We start from the raw sequence: 17,358 nt of genomic DNA on the forward strand, positions 1-17,358 counted from the left end.
CATTCTTCATTTCATATTATTTTCCATCCCACTTTCCGGTCTTATCCACATAATAGCCGTCCACATGGGTATCTTTCAACATTGCTCCGGTCTTCGGGTCCAGATAGTACCATGGAGTGTCCTCACGTTCCCTGAACCACCCGGTCTTCATGCCTCCGTTCTCGTCGATATAGTACCATGCCGCACCGTTTACATCCCACACCCAGCCGGTCACAAGATAACCGTCGGCATCGAAGCACCACCATTTTCCGTTAATAAACTTCCAGCTGATCTGCTGATAAGTCTCTCCGGCTGCGTTGGTGCCCCTCCAGCCCTTTGCGTAGGAAGAATCCGGGTACTGGTACCACCAGCCTCTGGCATCTTTCTTCCATGTTCCGGTTTCTGTGCTGTCAGCATTGGACTTTGGCTTCTTCGGAATACCATTTTTGCCGGATGAGCTGGTGGAATGATCATCGCTGCTGTCAGAAGAACCGCTGACAACTTTTTTCGGGATAACAGTTCCAGACATAATCTTTTCTCCACAGCCCAGGCAATAAGTATCACCTGTATACCCATCTGCTGCTGTCGTCGCCTCTCTCTGATCCCGCACCTCTGTACCGCCGACATGATTGCTGCTGTCCTTACCGCCATAAAATCCACCGCAGTCTGCACAGATCGCCTCTGCAGTACACGTTGCCGTACCGCCGGAACACATTTCTGTTTCCGTATGACTGCTGTCATTCATACAGATCCGCGTATGCATTCCGTTGCCATCAGACATCCATGCGCCATAATTATGGCCCATCTCAGGAAGTATCTCACTATCCCTGATCGCTTCACAATTTTTGCAATGAATGGACCGGCTTCCCGTTTCCGTACATGCAGGCTGTTTGTCGATCGTATAATCATCCTCCCAGTCATGTCCGGAAGGAGCCGCATCCCGTGTCTCCACGAGCTGACAATTCAGGCAGTTCCGCTGTTCCTGGCCCTTTTCAGTACATGTCGGGGAAATAGTGGTCTTCCATTCTCCAAAGCTATGTCCTTTCACCGGATCAAGGACAGCTCCACATTCCAGGCATACCTGAGGAGTCGTGCATGTGGCCTGATCTCCTGGGACATGGGGAGCACTTTCTGTGTGATTCTCATCTCTCCGGCATACCCGTGTATGCTGCAAAAGATCCCCTGTGTCGGTCCACTCACCCCAATCGTGGCCTAAAATATTGCCGTAGACATCATGGCAGATCGAGCAGACTGCCTGCGTCTCACACGTCGGTGCTGTTTCTTCCACATGTTCTTCGATTTCCTTATGATCGGAATCATTCTTACAAATACGCTGATGATGGGTCTCATCAAGTTTTGTCCACTCACCCCAGTCATGGTTCAGTGGAGTTGTCACTACATTAGAAATCAGTGTACGACCATTTTCATCCCTGAAATTTCTGCCGCAGATCTCACAATGCCAATACTCCACATTTCCTGCTGCTGTACAGGTAGCTGCCGATGCATCTACTTTCGTCATCCTATGATCTCCATACAGACCATATTCTGTGCTGCAGACACTGCACACAGCTTTGGCAATACAAGTGGCATTTCCGCCGCTGTGCGGAGCATGATTGATCTGTTCCTCGCAGTCTTCACAGAACTCCCAATGTTCATTCTCATTACGCATCAACATTTTTGAACCTGTATGAGGGCAGGCAATCACTTGAATCGTCGATACCTGAGTGCCATTTTCATAATTATCACCTGAATCCGTTTTTGCAGTCACCGTAATAACTGTTCCCGCCACAGTACCTTCCGGAACCACAAAATAACCTGACTCTGTAAATTCTGTCTCCGCATTGCTGCCGATCTGATAAAAGAGCTTGATCTCAGGAACATCCATTACTGCCTCATTGTTTGGATTGTGAGCCTCAGCAGTTACTGCTACCGTTCTTTCCTTCTTCCCAACGATCATCTCCTTCGATGGAACCTGTATCGTAACTGTGGGAACCGCTTTATTTACCGTTACAGGAATCACTCGCGTAATTGTATGATCCTCTGCATTATATCCCTCAACTCCAGTATAATCCATATCTGCCGCAACAGAAATGTATGCCGGATAACCATTGTTCTTTACAGTCGGAATCACAGTATCATCAGCCCAGTGCCAGTTTTCATCACTCAACACAGCACTGGAAAGCGGATTGCCGTAAGAAATCTCAGCTGCTGTCGGCTCCGTGACCGCATCCTCACTACTGATCTGGAACGTTCTGACAAAATCCTGATTATTGCCTTTACCGCCCGGAATCACTGCCTTTAAAGTAAAGGTACCTTTGTTTTTTACTTTTAAAGTACTTCCATTTAGTTCCGCAACAGATCTGCCATTATCCTCAATTGACCAGTTAACCGACTTCACTGTGGCATTTGCCGGCTTGATTGTTGTCAAACTGGTTAAATCAAATTCTCCCGGTCTGTTGATTTCTCCCAGTTCAATATCCTCTACAGGATAAAACATATCCCCCTGTAAGGAGAATGTCGCCGCTGCCGTTCCCCAGATATTCCCGGTTCTCCTAGATGTCGTATCTGTATTTGTTGTGCAGGAACCAGTGTAGGTTCCGTTTATGGTTTTGACTTCACTCACGATGGAACCGGCAGGCAGCCACAGATAAATTTTTCCATCTTCATCGGTAAACATCTGATTGATGCCGTATGCATATGAGGAAGTACCGTTTTTAATGGTCAGGCCCAGTACCTGGGTATTTTTTGAGCAGTTTTTGCCGTCTCCTACCGTAATAGCAGTGCAGTAAAGCAGAGTATCTGCATTATTCTTTGGCTGTTTAAATTTCTCACCTCCTCCATCCGTATACAATCTGTTCATATTCACATTGCCGCCGGTAATCACGGCCTGGGTATGTGAATTGGAGATTCCACCGCCATTTATATTAGTATTTCCACCTTCTGCATAGATGGTTCCACCTGTTATCGTTACGGTACTAAAAGAAGAAGCGCTGCCGGCTAAAAACCCCTGTCCCATTCCTGTAGTACCATAAGAACCGGATTTTGCCCGGATTTTTCCTCCCCCAATAAATATTCTATCACTTCTCAGTCCAATTCCATATTGCGTTATATCTATTGACAACACAGGGGTTTCTTTTATAGATAAACTATCTGCTGTAATTCCTGAATTATATTCTCCTCTGGTATAACCTCCCCCACTCTTACTATTTTTTATATTCAAACTTCCCGTTCCCTGAATCGTAACATCAGCCCCTGCAGCATCCACCACAGATCCGTACTGCACATTGGCCGTCATCTTATTACTTCCCTCAAGGACAATTTTCAGTTTTGCTCCTGCTCCCACGACAAGTGTGCTTCTGTTCTTGTCCCCGGAGTCCATCGTCACATCCCGAAGGGTCAGTGTCACATCTGCATTTTCCGCAATCTGGATCTGATCATCCGCAGTGTCCGCTCCATCTGACATGGTCACCGTGGCAGATCCCGTTCCGCTGATGACCAGATAACCATTATTATATGTATAACTGCATCCGGAAAGTTCTTCCAGCTGAAGCTGCGGTTTAATTCCCCAGATTACTTCACTCTCTGTGTCAAGATTAACGGTCTTATCTCCGTAAGCATTTCCGTTAAATGTTACCGTTATCGGCTGTTCTCCATAGAGATGTGCCGCAACATCGATCGACGCGGAAGCTCTCCCGTTCTGTACCGTAAAAAGTACCTGATTATCTGTATACTGTCTTTCATTTTCTTCTCCGATTTTTACTGTACCGGTTACAGCATTTCCGGATGCTGCCATCTCTCCATAAATAAGCAGCTTTAATGAATAATGGCGAAGAATGTGATCCTGATCGATATCCACAGAATTTGCGTCGATCTTACCGCTCACATCTACAGATCCGCCGGATATCGTCACGCTGCCGCCGCTTTCCGGGCGGAGTCCCCCATAGGAGTCTCCATATCCAATGTTTCCTTTTGCAATTACCGTTCCGCCCGTGATGGAAATTGTACCGCACGGCGGAATATCTTCCGCATTTGCATAACCGCAGTATCCATTTCCGATTGCGGCGCCATTTACATTTTTGCCCACTGCTTCTCCTGTCATTTTTTTCGCAGTCTTTGCCTCCGCTGTAACTGTGCCTCCGCTGATCGTGATAGATGCCGCGCTGCCTTCAGAGCCGCCGCCAATTCCAGCCGCACCCGCTCCTCCTGTCGCAAATACGGTTCCTCCTGTAATTTCAATTTCGGCGCCACTTTTGCCGAAAGATCCGCCGATTCCGGCTGCTCCGCAAAAATCTGAAGTCGCCCATTTATAGTTGCCGCCATTCGCCGTCACTGTTCCTCCGGTAATCACAATTTTTCCGACTTTCACGGTTTCATTTTTTTCCTGCTGATAATTTGGATTGATATCGCTGGCCTTGGCTCCGATTCCAGCTCCGCCGCCGTACTGGTCGCCTCCTGTAACAGTCAGCGATCCGGTACTCTTCTCAGTAATCACCAGAGTACATCCTTCTGGTACATAAATTCCGGCACCACTGAATGCCGCTGTCAGGGTATTTTTCCCCTTCAGAGTAAGATTGAGTACCGCTCCATCCGCCAGTTCAATTCCGCAGTAAACTCCATTTGTCTTTCCGAGGCGGTTGATTGTGAGATCACTGATCGTAAGATCCAGAGCAACTCCGCTTACATAGAGATACTGTTCATTGCTTTTACAGGTTCCTGTCAATGTTTTATTGTTCCAATCCTGTAAATTGCTGCTGTCCACCTGAATCATATCATTATCGAGTGATGAAATATCAATATTATTTCCCGCGTACAATGCCGCCTGATTTACATCGCCCGCCTGCACACCGATCTCCGGGAGTTCTGCTTTGTCTGCATTTGACTCCGTATAGACCGCATCTGATTCTGTATAAACTGCATATTCGTCCCCATCTTCCGCATAAATGATCCCCGGTATTACATCTCCATAGGCCATCATCGGTATGGATGTTCCCCATAAATTTCCTGCCATCAAAAGTGACATTACCGCGGCCGCGATCCTTTTCATATCTTTTTTCATACACATATCCCTCCGTATCTTCCAGGTCTTCCTTCTCTGTCAATGGATTCTGTCTGTATCATTTTTGTGTTTCACACTTGAGAAATCATATCATCTTGTGATACACTATATCCGCTGTCCTAGATTTATCATAATATTATCAGACCTGTCTGCACAACGGATCCCGGCTATTCGGTCGAAATCTGTCTTAATCGGTCTGGTAGATTACATAGAAGGTGAAGAACTTGCATTTTGCTATTGTTGAAGACTATCCTCCCCACGCCGAACACCTGCGCGGGCTGATTCAGGCAGACTGTGCGGAGCATGGGGATCAGGCGGATTTTTCCCTGTTTGCGGATGGGGAATGTTTCCTTGAGAGCTTCCGCCCCGGACTCTATACGATCGTGTTTCTCGATATCGTCATGGGAAAGCTTTCCGGACTGGACACGGCGTTGAAGCTCCGGGAGATCGATTCAAAGCTCCCCATTGTGTTCATAACATCAGAACAGGACTACGCTCTGGACTGCTACCGGGTTCATCCCATGGACTTTCTCTTAAAACCGGTAAAGAAAGAGGAGCTTTCCTGGTGCCTCAATACGCTTCGGGAATCTTTCGCGCCTCCGGCCTGCCTGGAACTCACCGAACGGCTGGAGAGCGGCTCTTCCCGCCCCTGTCATGTAGCTCTCGACGATATCCTCTACTGTGAGTCCATCCGGCACGGAAGCCTGATCCACACAGCAGCGCGGGATATTCCGCTGCGCCACACACTCTCAGAGATCAGCTCCCTTCTGCCCCAGAGCGGCAGATATTTTCAGTGCAGCCAAGGGATTCTCGTCAACTTTTCCCAGGTCCAGGATTTCTTAAGTTCCGGCGAGATCCGGCTGAAAAACGGAAGTTCTGTTTTCTGCAGCCGTCGGAAACTGAAAGAAACGAGGGCCGCATTCGCAGACTACTTATTTACAAAGATGAGAACTGAAAATCATCCTTATTAAATGACCGCTATCGCAGAACTGGAATTTTCTTTCCATCGGAATTTCCTGTTAAACAAAAAAGGTTCTGTACGGAGTCAGGATCGGCAATCTACCTCTCCTCGTGCTCCATACAGAACCTTTTTCTTATTCACAATTAACGCATCCTAATTTACCCAGAGTCCCGACGCATCCAGCGTATATCCATTGATCACCGTGGATGCCGCCATGGAACCATCCGCGTTCAGGTAATACCACTGACCTGGTCCGGTCTGACGCCAGCCTGTTGCCATCGCTCCATCGGCATCCATGTAGTACCAGACACCGCCGATCTGCTTCCAGCCGATTACCATCTTTCCGTCATTTCCAAGGTAATACCATTTATTATTGACCAGTCTCCATCCCGTCGCCATGTATCCGTTCTCGTCGAAATAATACCAGGTTCCGAGGATCCGGTACCACTGGGAGATCACGATCTGGCCATTCTCGTCCACATACTTCTTTCCGTCCGCGTAATTCTTCCATCTGCCTTCTGTGTCGCCGAGATCATCCAGATACCGGTCAGAGGAGGTAATATAATCACTGCTCCTGCGATACTTCGCGTCGTTCGTTGTCTTTCCCACCGCGCGGATCTCATAGTAATAATTTCCTTCCCTGCTCATATATTCGGAGAGATCCTTACTGGTTCCCGTCACGTCGATGGTTCGCAGATAATAATCATCCCGGTAAAGACGGATCTGATATCCCGTCGCGTAATCAGCTTTCTTCCAGACTGCTTTCATATGATTCGAAGCGCTCCAGCCGGCTTCCTCCGGAGCCTCCAGCCAGACTACCGGATAGTATGTGACTGTAACCTTTAAATTGTCATTCTCTTTTACTGCTTTGCTGAGGGTTGCGCCGTAGATCTGACAGGATTTTGATCCATAGCTGGAAGAAAATTCCTTTCTGTCCGAGGACAGGAGCAGCGTCGCTGTCACTTTCGTTCCCGGATTCCATTTTTCCACATCCCTGCTCCACTCCACAGATGTAATTTCAATCCCGAAGGTACTGCATGTGATATCCGGTTCCGAGATCACACCCGGATCCGTATATTTATCCGTGAATGTGATCCGCACGGAGCTTACTGTCTGCGCAGCCAGTGCAGGAAGAGCCAGCCATATCGTCATTGCCATCAGAATTCCTGCTGCCGCAAGCCATTTTCCAAAATGCTTCTGTCTCATAACGCACTCCTTTCCTGCCTGTCGGGCAACTGCCGGACGTATCCGGAATTTTCTTCTGCCTCTTTTCCTGCTGATCCTTTACTGTGGTTTTCTCCAGATTCCATCCTGATCCACGTAAAAGGTATCGATCACTTCGTTTGCTGCCCGGTGTCCGTCCGGGTGCAGATAATAGACCTGTCCATCGATCGTCTGCCAGCCGGTCAGCATTCCACCGTCACTTCCAAGATAATACGTCTTATCCCCAAGCGTGATCCAGCCGGTCAACATCGCACCGCTGTCGGCAAGGTAATACCATACATTATTATAGAGGAGCCAGCCGGTCTGCATCTTTCCGTCAGCATTCATATAATAATACACGCCATTCTTCATCTGCCAGCCCGTGAGCATCATTCCGTTGGCGTCGAAGAGATACCATACGTTTCCGATATAGCCCCAGTTGTTCTTTAAATAAGTTCCATCGGGGTAACGATAGTACCAGCGGTCCCCGTCCTTGATCCAGCCCACTGTGTTTGGATCCGATGGAGCCGGCTGGGAGCTGCCGGAATTATTTCCGCTGCCTGTATGATTGCCGGACGGATTTCTTCTCGCTGCTCTCGCCGCGTCACTCTCATCGATGTAGACCTCATCCGAAGTCGTCCATTCGCTCTTGGAAGCATATTTTGCCACTTCATCATTTGACGGGAGAGAGCGGACCTTAAAGGTGTATGTTCCCTTTGACGTCATATATGGGAAGAAATCATAATTGCTCACATGGATCTCACCGCTCTTATAAACAACTTTATTTCCGCGATAGAGATACGCCTCATAGGACGCGTCCTCGACAGCTTCCCACTTTGCAAGTCCAAGATCGGAGCTTCCGGATCTCTCAGTGACCCAGTATGCCTCTCCCGGCGCTTCCAGATCACCCTTTGCCGGTCTTGTCTTTACTGTTACGACAAGACGGTCGGCAGACGTTCTCGAAGCACTCACGAAGGTTCCGTTCTTTACCTTTACCTTCGAAGAGGTATAGGCGCTGCTGCTGAACCTGTAATTATTTAAAGCCTTCAATGTGACCTTTAACGTATACATTCCGCCGATCTTGACATCAGATTTTGATGATGTCCATTTTGCGGAAACGATATCATATCTGTCATTGTTCGGGATCGATACCTCACAGTTGTCAGAATTGTATCCCACATCCAGATCCGGCAGGGATTCTCCCACCGTCGGTGTGACGTCTAATGTGATACTGATACTGCCTACATAACTGGCCGCCGCAAACGCTGTCTGCGCCCCGGATACCGTAAACACGACTGCCATGACCCAGGCAATCATCCATGCACTGAATTTCTTCCATTTTCTTTCTGCCATATGATTCCCTCCCCCATATTTTTGACAGCAATTTGCAGGATCAATGTTGCTTCAATATTTCAAAAAATACATGTATTTCGTACAATTTGCATGTATTTTTTCTCTTTCATGCTTCATTGCAAGTTGCTTTCGTTTAACTATATTATAAGGGTGGGCAAACACTTCCGTCAACTTAAGATATTCTGTCTTTTAGCGGCAAATCCGTGGCAGTTTGAGGCTTAGAATCTGCATTTTCCTATTATTCTTCTATTTTCCGTATTTACCGTTGATCCTGTCATTTTCTGCGCAGTTTTAGTCTGTCCTCAGTGCGTCGATCGGGTTCAGCTTCGCCGCCCGGCTCGCCGGCATGTAACCAAAGATCAGTCCGATGGCAACAGAAACGCTAAACGAGATCACAACTGCCGTCATGGTCGGCGGCGCATCGATTCCCATGAGGGCGCCGATTCCTGTACTTGCTAAGGCACCGATCATGATCCCGATGACTCCGCCGATGGAGCTTGTAACCAGCGCCTCTATGACAAACTGCTGAAGGATCACGCTTTTCTTCGCGCCAAGGGCCTTCCGGATACCGATCTCTCTGGTCCGCTCCGTCACAGACACCAGCATGATGTTCATGACACCCACACCGGCAACTAAAAGGGAGATCCCGGCGATACCGCCTAACATCATGCTCATCATGGCAATCTGCTCGTTCAGGGAGTCGAGAAGGGAGCTCATGGCTATCACCGTGTAGAGATTTTCGCTCTTCATCTTTTCATAGAGGAAATTTTCAAGCTCCGCCGTGCATGCTTCCGTATCATTGATATCTCTTGATGTAAAGATATAGTTGTTGATCACCGCATTTCTCGCCATCTTTACAGCTCTGGAATATGGAATCCACACAAAGTCATCCGTACACCCGTCATCAAACTCAGAGCTGCTCTCCGTCTGCCGTTCCACAACGCCGACGATGGTATAATTGTCACCATTTAATTTTATGGTATCACCCACCGCGTTCCGCAAACCGCCGTAAAGCTCCTCCGCCACGTAGGCACCGATGACTGCGACTTTTCTCCTTGCCTCCATGTCAGAGTACTGGAGATTTCTGCCGTACTCGATCTCGTAGTCCTTGATTGCCAGATAATCCTCGCTGTAGCCGCCGACACTTGTGGAATCCATAGTGTCGGAGTCATGTTTGACCGTGACGCTGACAGACACGTTCGGGGACATATTCTCATAGAGCTCCTCATGTTCATCATAAAATTCATAAAATTCGTCCACGTCGATTGTTCTTGAGGCTACCGCCTTGTACTGGACCGTGATCTGGTTTACACCCATGGAGGAAAAGCTCTCCACCATGTAGGACATATAGCCGTTGACGATGCTGACCAGAATGATGACTGATGCGACACCGATGATGATTCCGAGCATCGTGAGAAAGGACCTCATTTTGTTGCCCCAGATACTTTTTAGCGCCATTTTAAATGATTGCAGCATACTCTTTCACATCCCCGTCAAAATTGATCTTTCCGTCATGGATCCGCACCACCCGCTTCGCCTCGAGAGCGATGGAGCTGTCATGGGTGATCATGACGATCGTGTTTCCTTCTTCATTGAGTTTCTTTAAAAAGTCCAGCACCTCCCGGCCTGTCCTGGAGTCCAGGGCACCCGTGGGCTCATCCGCCAGGATTAAGGACGGATCCCCTGCGAGAGCCCGGGCGATGGAGACTCTCTGCTGCTGGCCGCCGGAGAGCTGGTTCGGAAGATTCTTCCATTTTTCTTCAAGTCCAACCCTTTTCAGGGAATTCATAGCCCGCTCCCGACGTTCCTTTTTGTCATAACCTGCGTAGAGAAGCGGAAGCTCCACGTTCTCCAGAAGATTTAACTTTGAGAGCAGGTTGTACTGCTGGAAGATAAAACCGATCATGCGGTTTCTGATCTCCGCCAGCTCGTTGTCGGACATATCTGCCACATCCTCACCGCCAAGAAAATACTCGCCTTCCGTCGGGACGTCCAGGGCGCCGATGATGTTCATCAGAGTGGATTTTCCGCTTCCGGACTTGCCGACAATCGCTACGAACTCGCCTTTCCTGATGGAAAGGCTGATGCCGTCATTGGCGTGGACTTCCTCGTCGCCCATGTAGTAGATCTTGTAGATATTGCGCAGCTCTATCAGGGGTTCCTGCGTTTCCAGCGCTTCATGAACTTCTGAAACTGCCGCTTCCTGCTTCATCGGCTCTTCAGATATGTTTTCCTGCTCTGCGGTATCTGTTTGTGTTAAGAATTCAGTTTTTTCCATGCAATTTATCTCCTATGCGTTACTGGGATCTGCGTCCACCGCCGTTGCCGCCGCCATTTCCGCTGTTTCCGCCAGGACCGCCCGGTGCGCCGCCGCCCATGTCACCGCCAGGACCGCCCATGCCGCCCATCTGCATCTGATTGGTCTGCGTCGAGCTTCCGGAATCGGAAGAAATGTAGACCTCGTCCCCCTCAGAGAGGCCGGAAAGGATCTCCACATAATCGTCGTTGATGATGCCTGTGGTCACCTGGACTGCTTCAAAGCCGTCCGGGACGTTGCTGCCGCCGGATTTACCGGAACCGGAGTTCTTCTTCACATACACTCTGTTTCCACGCATCAGCGCACTGGCCGGGATCACAAGAGCATTCTCGGAACTGTCGAGAATGATTTTCGCGTCCACGTTCATGCCCGGAAGAAGACTTCCCGTATCGTCCAGAGTCACTGTCACCGGATAGTTTGTGACACCGTTGGAGTAGCTGCTCTGCAGACTCACATTTGTGACGGTTCCTGTAAATGTCTCGCCTTCCACAGCATCCGCTGTGATCTCCACGGACTGGCCGACCTTGACGCTTGAGACATCGAGTTCATCCACGGACATCTCCAATGTCATGGTGGACAGGTCGTAGATCACTGCCATAGTGGTCGTTCCACTGGAGCTCTTGGAGATCTTATCCCCAACCTTCACATTTTTCGTGATCACTGTCCCCGAGATCGGCGCTGTGATCGTATAGTCATCCACACTGTCCTGAGTGTTGCTCAGCTTGTTCTCCGCGTTTTCCAGGTTGTCATCCGCGCTCTCCACTGCGTCCTTGAATTCCTTTAAGTACTCTTCCGCCGTCTTTGCGGTCACCTGGAACAGCTCGGAGTTTTTCTCCACATAAGAACCTTCATGGATCAGAAGCTTCTCGATCTCGAGACTCTTGTTTCCGGAGAGTTCCACGCTCAGGGTCGTCTCCGTCTTCGCTGTGAATGTTCCCTCGGCACTGCAGACAAATCCGTCGACTTTTACGGAGGCCGCCGTGTCTGTTGTGAGTCCGCCAGGATTGGGTACCTCAACGGTCACGTTCTTCACGAGGCGTCCGCCGGAAAGTGTCTCCTCCATGCTGCTGACAACCGTGACGGTACCGGAGATCTGCTCGCCGGTGTCCTCCAATGTCACTGCCGCCTCATCACCCACGTTGATCTCCGCCGCCTCTCCGGAGAGGAACGGAACTGTGATCTTCATGACGGAATCATCATAGAGATCCGCGATCTTCGTTCCGTTGTTTACCTTATCGCCCTCTTTGATATAGAGAGTCCTGATATATCCGGACGCTGTGGAGCGGTATGTATTTCCTGCAAGTCTTGCCGTCTCCTCAGTGTAATCGGACTGTGCCGTCTGGGCACTCTCCTTCGCTCTCTGAAGGCTGGTCTGGGCAGAGCTCAGATCAGAGTCCATGGAAGACGCGTCGATCCGGTAGAGGATCTGGCCTTTTTCCACCACGTCGCCCTCCTCGAAGTTCGCCTCAATGACCTCGCCTTCCACCAGTGATGTCACCTCGTAGGTGTCCTTCGGGGACAGGGAGCTTGACGCCGTGAGCTCTGAGGTGATGTCCATCCGCTTCACCGTCGTCGTTGACACGGACTGCTCGCCCTGACTTTTCTGGTCTCCGCTTCTTTTCTCATAGAGGAAAAATCCGCCAAGCAGCGCTGCCAGAACCGCCAGAAGCAGGATCACTACTTTTCCGCTTTTTCCTTTCCGTTTTTTTCGTTTCTTCTCTACAGCCACCTTTTCGTTCTCCATACTCGTTCCTTTCCTGTCTATTGAAATCTTCCGCTTCTCTTAACTATGTTCCAAACCTGAATTGTTACAGTACGCGGGCACTCCATGCCCGCGCACTGTAACAGGATTTTGCCGTTGCTTCGCATTCCGAATCGGCAAAATCCGCGGTCATAACGGTATCATATGGAATTTTCAGTTCAGAAAATTCCTACCCATGAAAAGTAACCCTGAATTTTCTCTATTCACGTTTCCACTGCGGTATCTCTATTTTATGTATTGTATGTATATTCGTAACTAATTAATAATCTCCAACAACATCTACAACCGTATATGTCGCATTCTCATCGCTTCCACTCTTCTCCCACACGATGGCGATCTTGTCATCCACCTCAAACTCTCCATAAACAGAGAACAGATACTGGAGCTCCGACCCGCTGATCTGGAACTCATCGCCCTCGCCGCCGTTGTCCTGGTAATCGGTGTTTAAGACCACCTTCACCGGTGTGAACGGGTCGCTGGAATCGTAGTAGATCGCCTTGATCCGGCCCTCCGTGGCGCCTTTGTTCTCGCCGCCGTTGGAATAGGCGAAGATCATCTTTGTCTCCTCATGGTAGTAGATCACGGTGGCGTAATCATTGATCTCACTCTCGTCAGATGCCTCGCCGTTTAGGAACATGGTGGCATCTTTCAGGGAGAATGGAACAAGACTCTTTAAGTTCCGGCTGTCATTGTCTAAGATCTTCGGTCCCTTTAAACTGTTATCCAAGATCGAGGATGTGTTGATCTCGCCGTCGGAATTGTAGGTCAGATCAAAGACCTTGCTGCCATACTGGTTTCCTTCTTTTGTCTTCGCCTTCATCAGGTTATAGAACAGGTTGATGCAGTCTTCCCTCGTGAGGACCTCGTCGAGATCACGATAGATCCCAGAATCCAGGGACAGGGACTTGAACTTCGCAAGGCGGCTCTCCTGAAGACTTCCGGAGAAATCCTCGTTTGTGTATCCTAAGACTCCCAGGACTGCCTTGATGGCATCCCGCATCGTAACTCCCTCGTCCGGCTTAAAGTTTCCGCCGAGATAACCGGACATCCAGGAGTTCGTCGCCGCCGTGCGGATCGCCGCAGAATACTGGGATTTTGAGGAGACATCCACGAATACAGATACGGTTCCCGCCGCGTTTGCCGTCTCCTTGTAGTCCGATGCCTTTACGAGGAGTTCCGCAAACTCACCTCTCGTCACATTCGCCTGGTAATTACTCGTCGTTATAATTCCAAGCAGGCTCACCGCTTTCTTCCTCATTTCAAATGTGGTGCTGGCCGCGTAAGCGTTCACCGTCATTCCGGCCCCCACCGCACAGACCGTCAGACTGACCGCTATTATCTTTCCTCTTCTCATTTCCGTTCTCCTTTCATCCGCCTTGACCGCCAGATCATCAGCCCCTGCAGGTCATCTCTTTCCAGATCCATTGCCTAATTTCCATTGACTGCTGCGTACACTCGTCATCACGGGGATCTTTGTACTTTTAAAGTACATATACTCCTTGTTCCTTGCATTTTTCTTACTGTTTATTACGTTTCTGCAATAAACTCTATCAGAAACTTGTGATTCCTCTGTGTTCGACCTGTGTTCAAACTGTGAAGGATGTCACACAAAACAGGGCATATCTGCGGCAAAATTGTGGCATGAAACAAAAAGACCCAGAACAGATACCACTTTCGGTACCAGCTCCAGGTCTTCTCCCTATTCTCACACCCCCAGCAGCCGCCCGATCACATCGATCCCGGCGAACACCAGAAGTCCGTTTTTTATGATAAAATTTAAGATCACGATCCCCGCCGCTGCGTAAGCGATCCGGTCATCCAACTCCGGTCGGAATCTCCTGTTTCCCGTGGCAAAATACAGGATCCAGGAAACCGCAGCCCACACAGCTACCGATGCCATATACGGCACCACCGGATGGTACAGAAAGCTTAGTACCGGATGCCCTGAAAGGAGTGCCCGGACGGCTCTCGTTCCCCCGCATCCTGGACAGTAAAGCCCGGTCATCAGCTGAAAGAGGCACGGCATCCGGAACGCCGGAATGATCATACTCTGGCTGCGAGTTTCTGGCGCAGTCCGCCGATCTTTTCAGCTGCCGCATCGAATGCATCTCCGGTCATCTGACCAGTCAGCACCGCGAATTCATCTTTTCCTTCCAGGACCACCCACTTCACTTTTCCGAGATTTTCCTCCACGATCTCCCTCTTCTCCGATCTGGATCCCTCAAATCTCGCAAAATATTTTCTCGGAAGCTCGGAAGCTTTGTGTACCTCAAGTTCTTCGCTTCCCCAGCCGATCTTCTCCGGCTCATCGCCAAAACGGACCGCGGAGATCATGTCGCCGACAACCGCGCTGGCGGTCGGGAGCTTTCCGGCTCCGCTTCCGTAGAACATGGATGTTCCGAGCATGTTTCCGACTACCTTGATCCCGTTAAATACATCGGTCACAGCGTACAGCGGATCTTTGGCATCCACAAGGACCGGTGCAACCTCAAGATACACCTTTCCGTCACGGTTTACACTCGTTCCGAAGAGCTTGATCGCCGCTCCCATGCAGGCCGCATAGCTGGAATCAAGCCCGGTGATCTTTGTAATTCCCTCCGTCTGGATCTTCTCGTAATCGACTTCTTTTCCGGTAGCAACTGCGGTCAGGATCGCGATCTTTCTGCAGGTGTCGTAGCCTTCAACATCCGCCTCCGGATTGCGCTCCGCGTAGCCTAACTCCTGGGCACGCTTTAATGCTTCCTCAAAACTCCATCCCTCTTCATTCATCTTTGTCAGGATATAGTTTGTCGTACCGTTCAGGATTCCGGAGATCTCCTCGATCTCCTCTCCGCCGAGGCACTCGACAAGCGTGCGGATGATCGGGATACCGCCGCCGACACTCGCCTCAAATAAGAAGCTCACGCTCTTTTCCGCAGCGATCCGGATCAGCTCGGTTCCATGAGCAGCGACGAGTGCCTTGTTGGAAGTCACAACGTGCTTTCCGGCAAGCAGGCAGCTCTTCACAAACTCATAGGCCGGTGTGGTTCCTCCCATCGTCTCCACAACGATCCCGATCTCCGGATCATCCACAATCGTTTTCACGTCGTGGATCACAAGTTTTTCGATCGGAGTTCCCGGGAACTCTCTGAGATCCAGGATATATTTTACCTCGATCGGCTCGCCGGCCTTTTTCTCAACAATTTTACAGTTTCGGTCAAGGACCTCATATACACCGGAACCGATGGTTCCGTATCCCATAATCGCTGCTTTCATCTGTCTATTTCTCCACTCCTAAGATTTTCACGTTCTGTACACCCTTTAAGTGCTCGATCTCCTCCACCATACCGGCCACATTTCCCGTATCAGAAAGGACTTCCACACTCAGGGTTACTGTTGCGTTTCCGTTTACCGGGATCGTCTGGTGGATCGTCAGGATATTGGCACGATAGTCCGCGACAATATGAAGCAGATCGGACAGGAGCCCCGGCTCATCAATCATCTGGGTCACCAGAGTCACCGTCTTTCCTCTCGTATTATCGGAAAACGGAAGAATATCATCTTTGTATTTATAGAAGGAACTGCGGCTTAAACCAACCTGTTCCGCCGCCTCCTGTACTGTCAGGTTTTTGTCCGCCTCGAGCAGACGTTTCACCTCAACCACTTTCTGAAGAACTTCCGGCAGTGCTTTATCACGAACTACATAATATTTGTTTTTTTTCTCCATAATCCAAGACCTCGCAAGCTCCATAAGTTTTCCCGCAGTCATCCGGTCATTCCGGTATCCCGCTGCGGATGCATCCTGTCTGTTTTTACTCTGTCACGTTACTATGTGTACGTCCCAGAGAAACATGTGTGCGTAAAAATCTTAGCATATTTTCCGGACAAATGCAAGTATATGTTTGTCTGTTACGGACATTCAGACATGTACATGTGTTACGGTATCATACGGAATTTTCAGTTCTGAAAATTCCTACCTGTGAAAAGTAACGTACATGACATAAATAAGCGGAACCTCCTTCATCCAGGTGTCCCGCTCACATATTTTTACTTTTGATAAATTTTCACGATCTTCGAAAACTTTTACTGGTGTTCTTCCAGCTCACTGTTCCGGTGAACGCCTGTGATCGCGTACTCAGACCACTCTGCGATATTGGTCGCATGATCCCCGATCCTCTCGTAATACTTTGCGATCATCAGGGTATCCAGGATCTGCTCCTGGGTCGCCTCTCCGTTTAAGATACCATCCGCCAGTTCTTTCTTGACCTCATCAAACAGTCCGTCGATCACATCGTCATAGGCGATGACTTCCTTTGTCTTCTTCAGGTCTGCATTTGCAAAGCTCTCGATGCTCTCCCGCACCATGGATGCGACAGCCTTTGCCATCTCTCCGAGTCTTGTCGCCTTTACCGGCTGTAAAAGATCGGTCGTTTTGATGATCTCCGCGATATCGCCGGCCTGATCCCCGATTCTCTCGAGATCCGTGATCATCTTCAGTGTAGAGGAGATCGTTCTCAGATCGCTCGCCACCGGCTGCTGCTCAAGCAGAAGCTTTAAGCACTTGCTCTCGATGTCGCGCTCCTTCAAGTCTACGTTCGCGTCCGCTGCCAGGATCTTCGCAGCCTGATCCCGGTCCATGTTCATGAGTGCCTCGTATGTTCCGTCGATCATGTCCTCGCAGAGACTTCCCATCTCCGCGAGCATTCTGTGCAGTTCCTCCAGCTGTTTTAAAAATGCATCTCTCATAA

General features: G+C 49.6%; 12 protein-coding genes and 1 pseudogene. 1 reads left to right on the plus strand and 12 read right to left on the minus strand.

Translation table 11 applies throughout. The features are described from left to right. Positions 1-16: 16 nt before the first annotated feature. The gene (locus FN001_RS10775; RefSeq protein WP_142411819.1) at positions 17-5,035 is read right to left on the minus strand and encodes a hypothetical protein; all 5,019 of its coding nucleotides are present in this window, start codon (positions 5,033-5,035) and stop codon (positions 17-19) included. Between the two features lie 224 nt (positions 5,036-5,259). On the opposite strand from FN001_RS10775, the gene FN001_RS10780 reads away from it, so the two are divergent. Further along, positions 5,260-6,006: a LytR/AlgR family response regulator transcription factor gene (locus FN001_RS10780; protein ID WP_185911900.1), complete on the plus strand. Its 747-nt coding sequence runs from the start codon at positions 5,260-5,262 to the stop codon at positions 6,004-6,006. Between the two features lie 143 nt (positions 6,007-6,149). Here the strand turns inward: FN001_RS10780 and FN001_RS10785 are convergent, their stop codons facing one another. The 11 genes and pseudogenes from FN001_RS10785 to phoU all read right to left on the minus strand — a co-directional run bounded on the left by FN001_RS10785 (position 6,150) and on the right by phoU (position 17,356). After that, positions 6,150-7,202, minus strand: a complete 1,053-nt coding sequence (locus FN001_RS10785) for an N-acetylmuramoyl-L-alanine amidase family protein (RefSeq protein WP_142411821.1) — start codon at positions 7,200-7,202, stop codon at positions 6,150-6,152. Between the two features lie 78 nt (positions 7,203-7,280). Then, positions 7,281-8,552 (minus strand): PspC-like choline-binding domain-containing protein, encoded by a 1,272-nt coding sequence (locus FN001_RS10790; protein ID WP_142411822.1) that lies wholly within the window; start codon positions 8,550-8,552, stop codon positions 7,281-7,283. 291 nt (positions 8,553-8,843) lie between these two features. Continuing rightward, entirely contained in the window at positions 8,844-9,980 is a 1,137-nt protein-coding gene (locus FN001_RS10795; RefSeq protein WP_486463513.1) for an ABC transporter permease, read from the minus strand. 31 nt (positions 9,981-10,011) lie between these two features. Next, complete coding sequence (locus FN001_RS10800) at positions 10,012-10,764, minus strand: ABC transporter ATP-binding protein (RefSeq protein ID WP_142412085.1); 753 nt, start codon at positions 10,762-10,764, stop codon at positions 10,012-10,014. A gap of 85 nt (positions 10,765-10,849) precedes the next feature. Beyond that, positions 10,850-12,613 (minus strand): efflux RND transporter periplasmic adaptor subunit, encoded by a 1,764-nt coding sequence (locus FN001_RS10805; protein ID WP_142411824.1) that lies wholly within the window; start codon positions 12,611-12,613, stop codon positions 10,850-10,852. Positions 12,614-12,890: 277 nt separating this feature from the next. Continuing rightward, complete coding sequence (locus FN001_RS10810) at positions 12,891-13,985, minus strand: S-layer homology domain-containing protein (RefSeq protein ID WP_142411825.1); 1,095 nt, start codon at positions 13,983-13,985, stop codon at positions 12,891-12,893. 351 nt (positions 13,986-14,336) lie between these two features. Beyond that, positions 14,337-14,531, minus strand: coding sequence for a hypothetical protein (locus FN001_RS18750; protein ID WP_243122012.1), 195 nt, complete (start codon positions 14,529-14,531; stop codon positions 14,337-14,339). A gap of 36 nt (positions 14,532-14,567) precedes the next feature. Continuing rightward, a pseudogene (locus FN001_RS18755) lies at positions 14,568-14,678 on the minus strand (DUF2752 domain-containing protein); the annotation flags it as partial. Further along, positions 14,675-15,886, minus strand: coding sequence for a homoserine dehydrogenase (locus tag FN001_RS10820; RefSeq protein ID WP_142411827.1), 1,212 nt, complete (start codon positions 15,884-15,886; stop codon positions 14,675-14,677). The gene FN001_RS10820 and the pseudogene FN001_RS18755, both read right to left, overlap by 4 nt. A gap of 4 nt (positions 15,887-15,890) precedes the next feature. Next, complete coding sequence (locus tag FN001_RS10825; RefSeq protein ID WP_142411828.1) at positions 15,891-16,337, minus strand: ACT domain-containing protein; 447 nt, start codon at positions 16,335-16,337, stop codon at positions 15,891-15,893. Positions 16,338-16,693: 356 nt separating this feature from the next. Beyond that, a complete protein-coding gene (gene phoU, locus FN001_RS10830) occupies positions 16,694-17,356 on the minus strand; it encodes a phosphate signaling complex protein PhoU (protein ID WP_142411829.1) in 663 nt (220 codons plus the stop codon). Positions 17,357-17,358: the final 2 nt, after the last annotated feature.

This window comes from Clostridium sp. Marseille-P7770 (genome assembly GCF_902143525.1).
Taxonomy (GTDB): Bacteria; Bacillota; Clostridia; order Lachnospirales; family Lachnospiraceae; genus Pilosibacter.

Bases quoted from the DNA above. Each gene is read 5' to 3' on its own strand.
- FN001_RS10775 (WP_142411819.1), bottom strand. From the start codon at position 5,035: ATGAAAAAAGATATGAAAAGGATCGCGGCCGCGGTAATGTCACTTTTG.
- FN001_RS10785 (WP_142411821.1), bottom strand. From the start codon at position 7,202: ATGAGACAGAAGCATTTTGGAAAATGGCTTGCGGCAGCAGGAATTCTG.
- FN001_RS10790 (WP_142411822.1), bottom strand. From the start codon at position 8,552: ATGGCAGAAAGAAAATGGAAGAAATTCAGTGCATGGATGATTGCCTGG.
- FN001_RS10795 (WP_486463513.1), bottom strand. From the start codon at position 9,980: ATGAGGTCCTTTCTCACGATGCTCGGAATCATCATCGGTGTCGCATCA.
- FN001_RS10800 (WP_142412085.1), bottom strand. From the start codon at position 10,764: ATGAAGCAGGAAGCGGCAGTTTCAGAAGTTCATGAAGCGCTGGAAACG.
- FN001_RS10805 (WP_142411824.1), bottom strand. From the start codon at position 12,613: ATGGAGAACGAAAAGGTGGCTGTAGAGAAGAAACGAAAAAAACGGAAA.
- FN001_RS10810 (WP_142411825.1), bottom strand. From the start codon at position 13,985: ATGAGAAGAGGAAAGATAATAGCGGTCAGTCTGACGGTCTGTGCGGTG.
- FN001_RS18750 (WP_243122012.1), bottom strand. From the start codon at position 14,531: ATGGCATCGGTAGCTGTGTGGGCTGCGGTTTCCTGGATCCTGTATTTT.
- FN001_RS10820 (WP_142411827.1), bottom strand. From the start codon at position 15,886: ATGAAAGCAGCGATTATGGGATACGGAACCATCGGTTCCGGTGTATAT.
- FN001_RS10825 (WP_142411828.1), bottom strand. From the start codon at position 16,337: ATGGAGAAAAAAAACAAATATTATGTAGTTCGTGATAAAGCACTGCCG.
- phoU (WP_142411829.1), bottom strand. From the start codon at position 17,356: ATGAGAGATGCATTTTTAAAACAGCTGGAGGAACTGCACAGAATGCTC.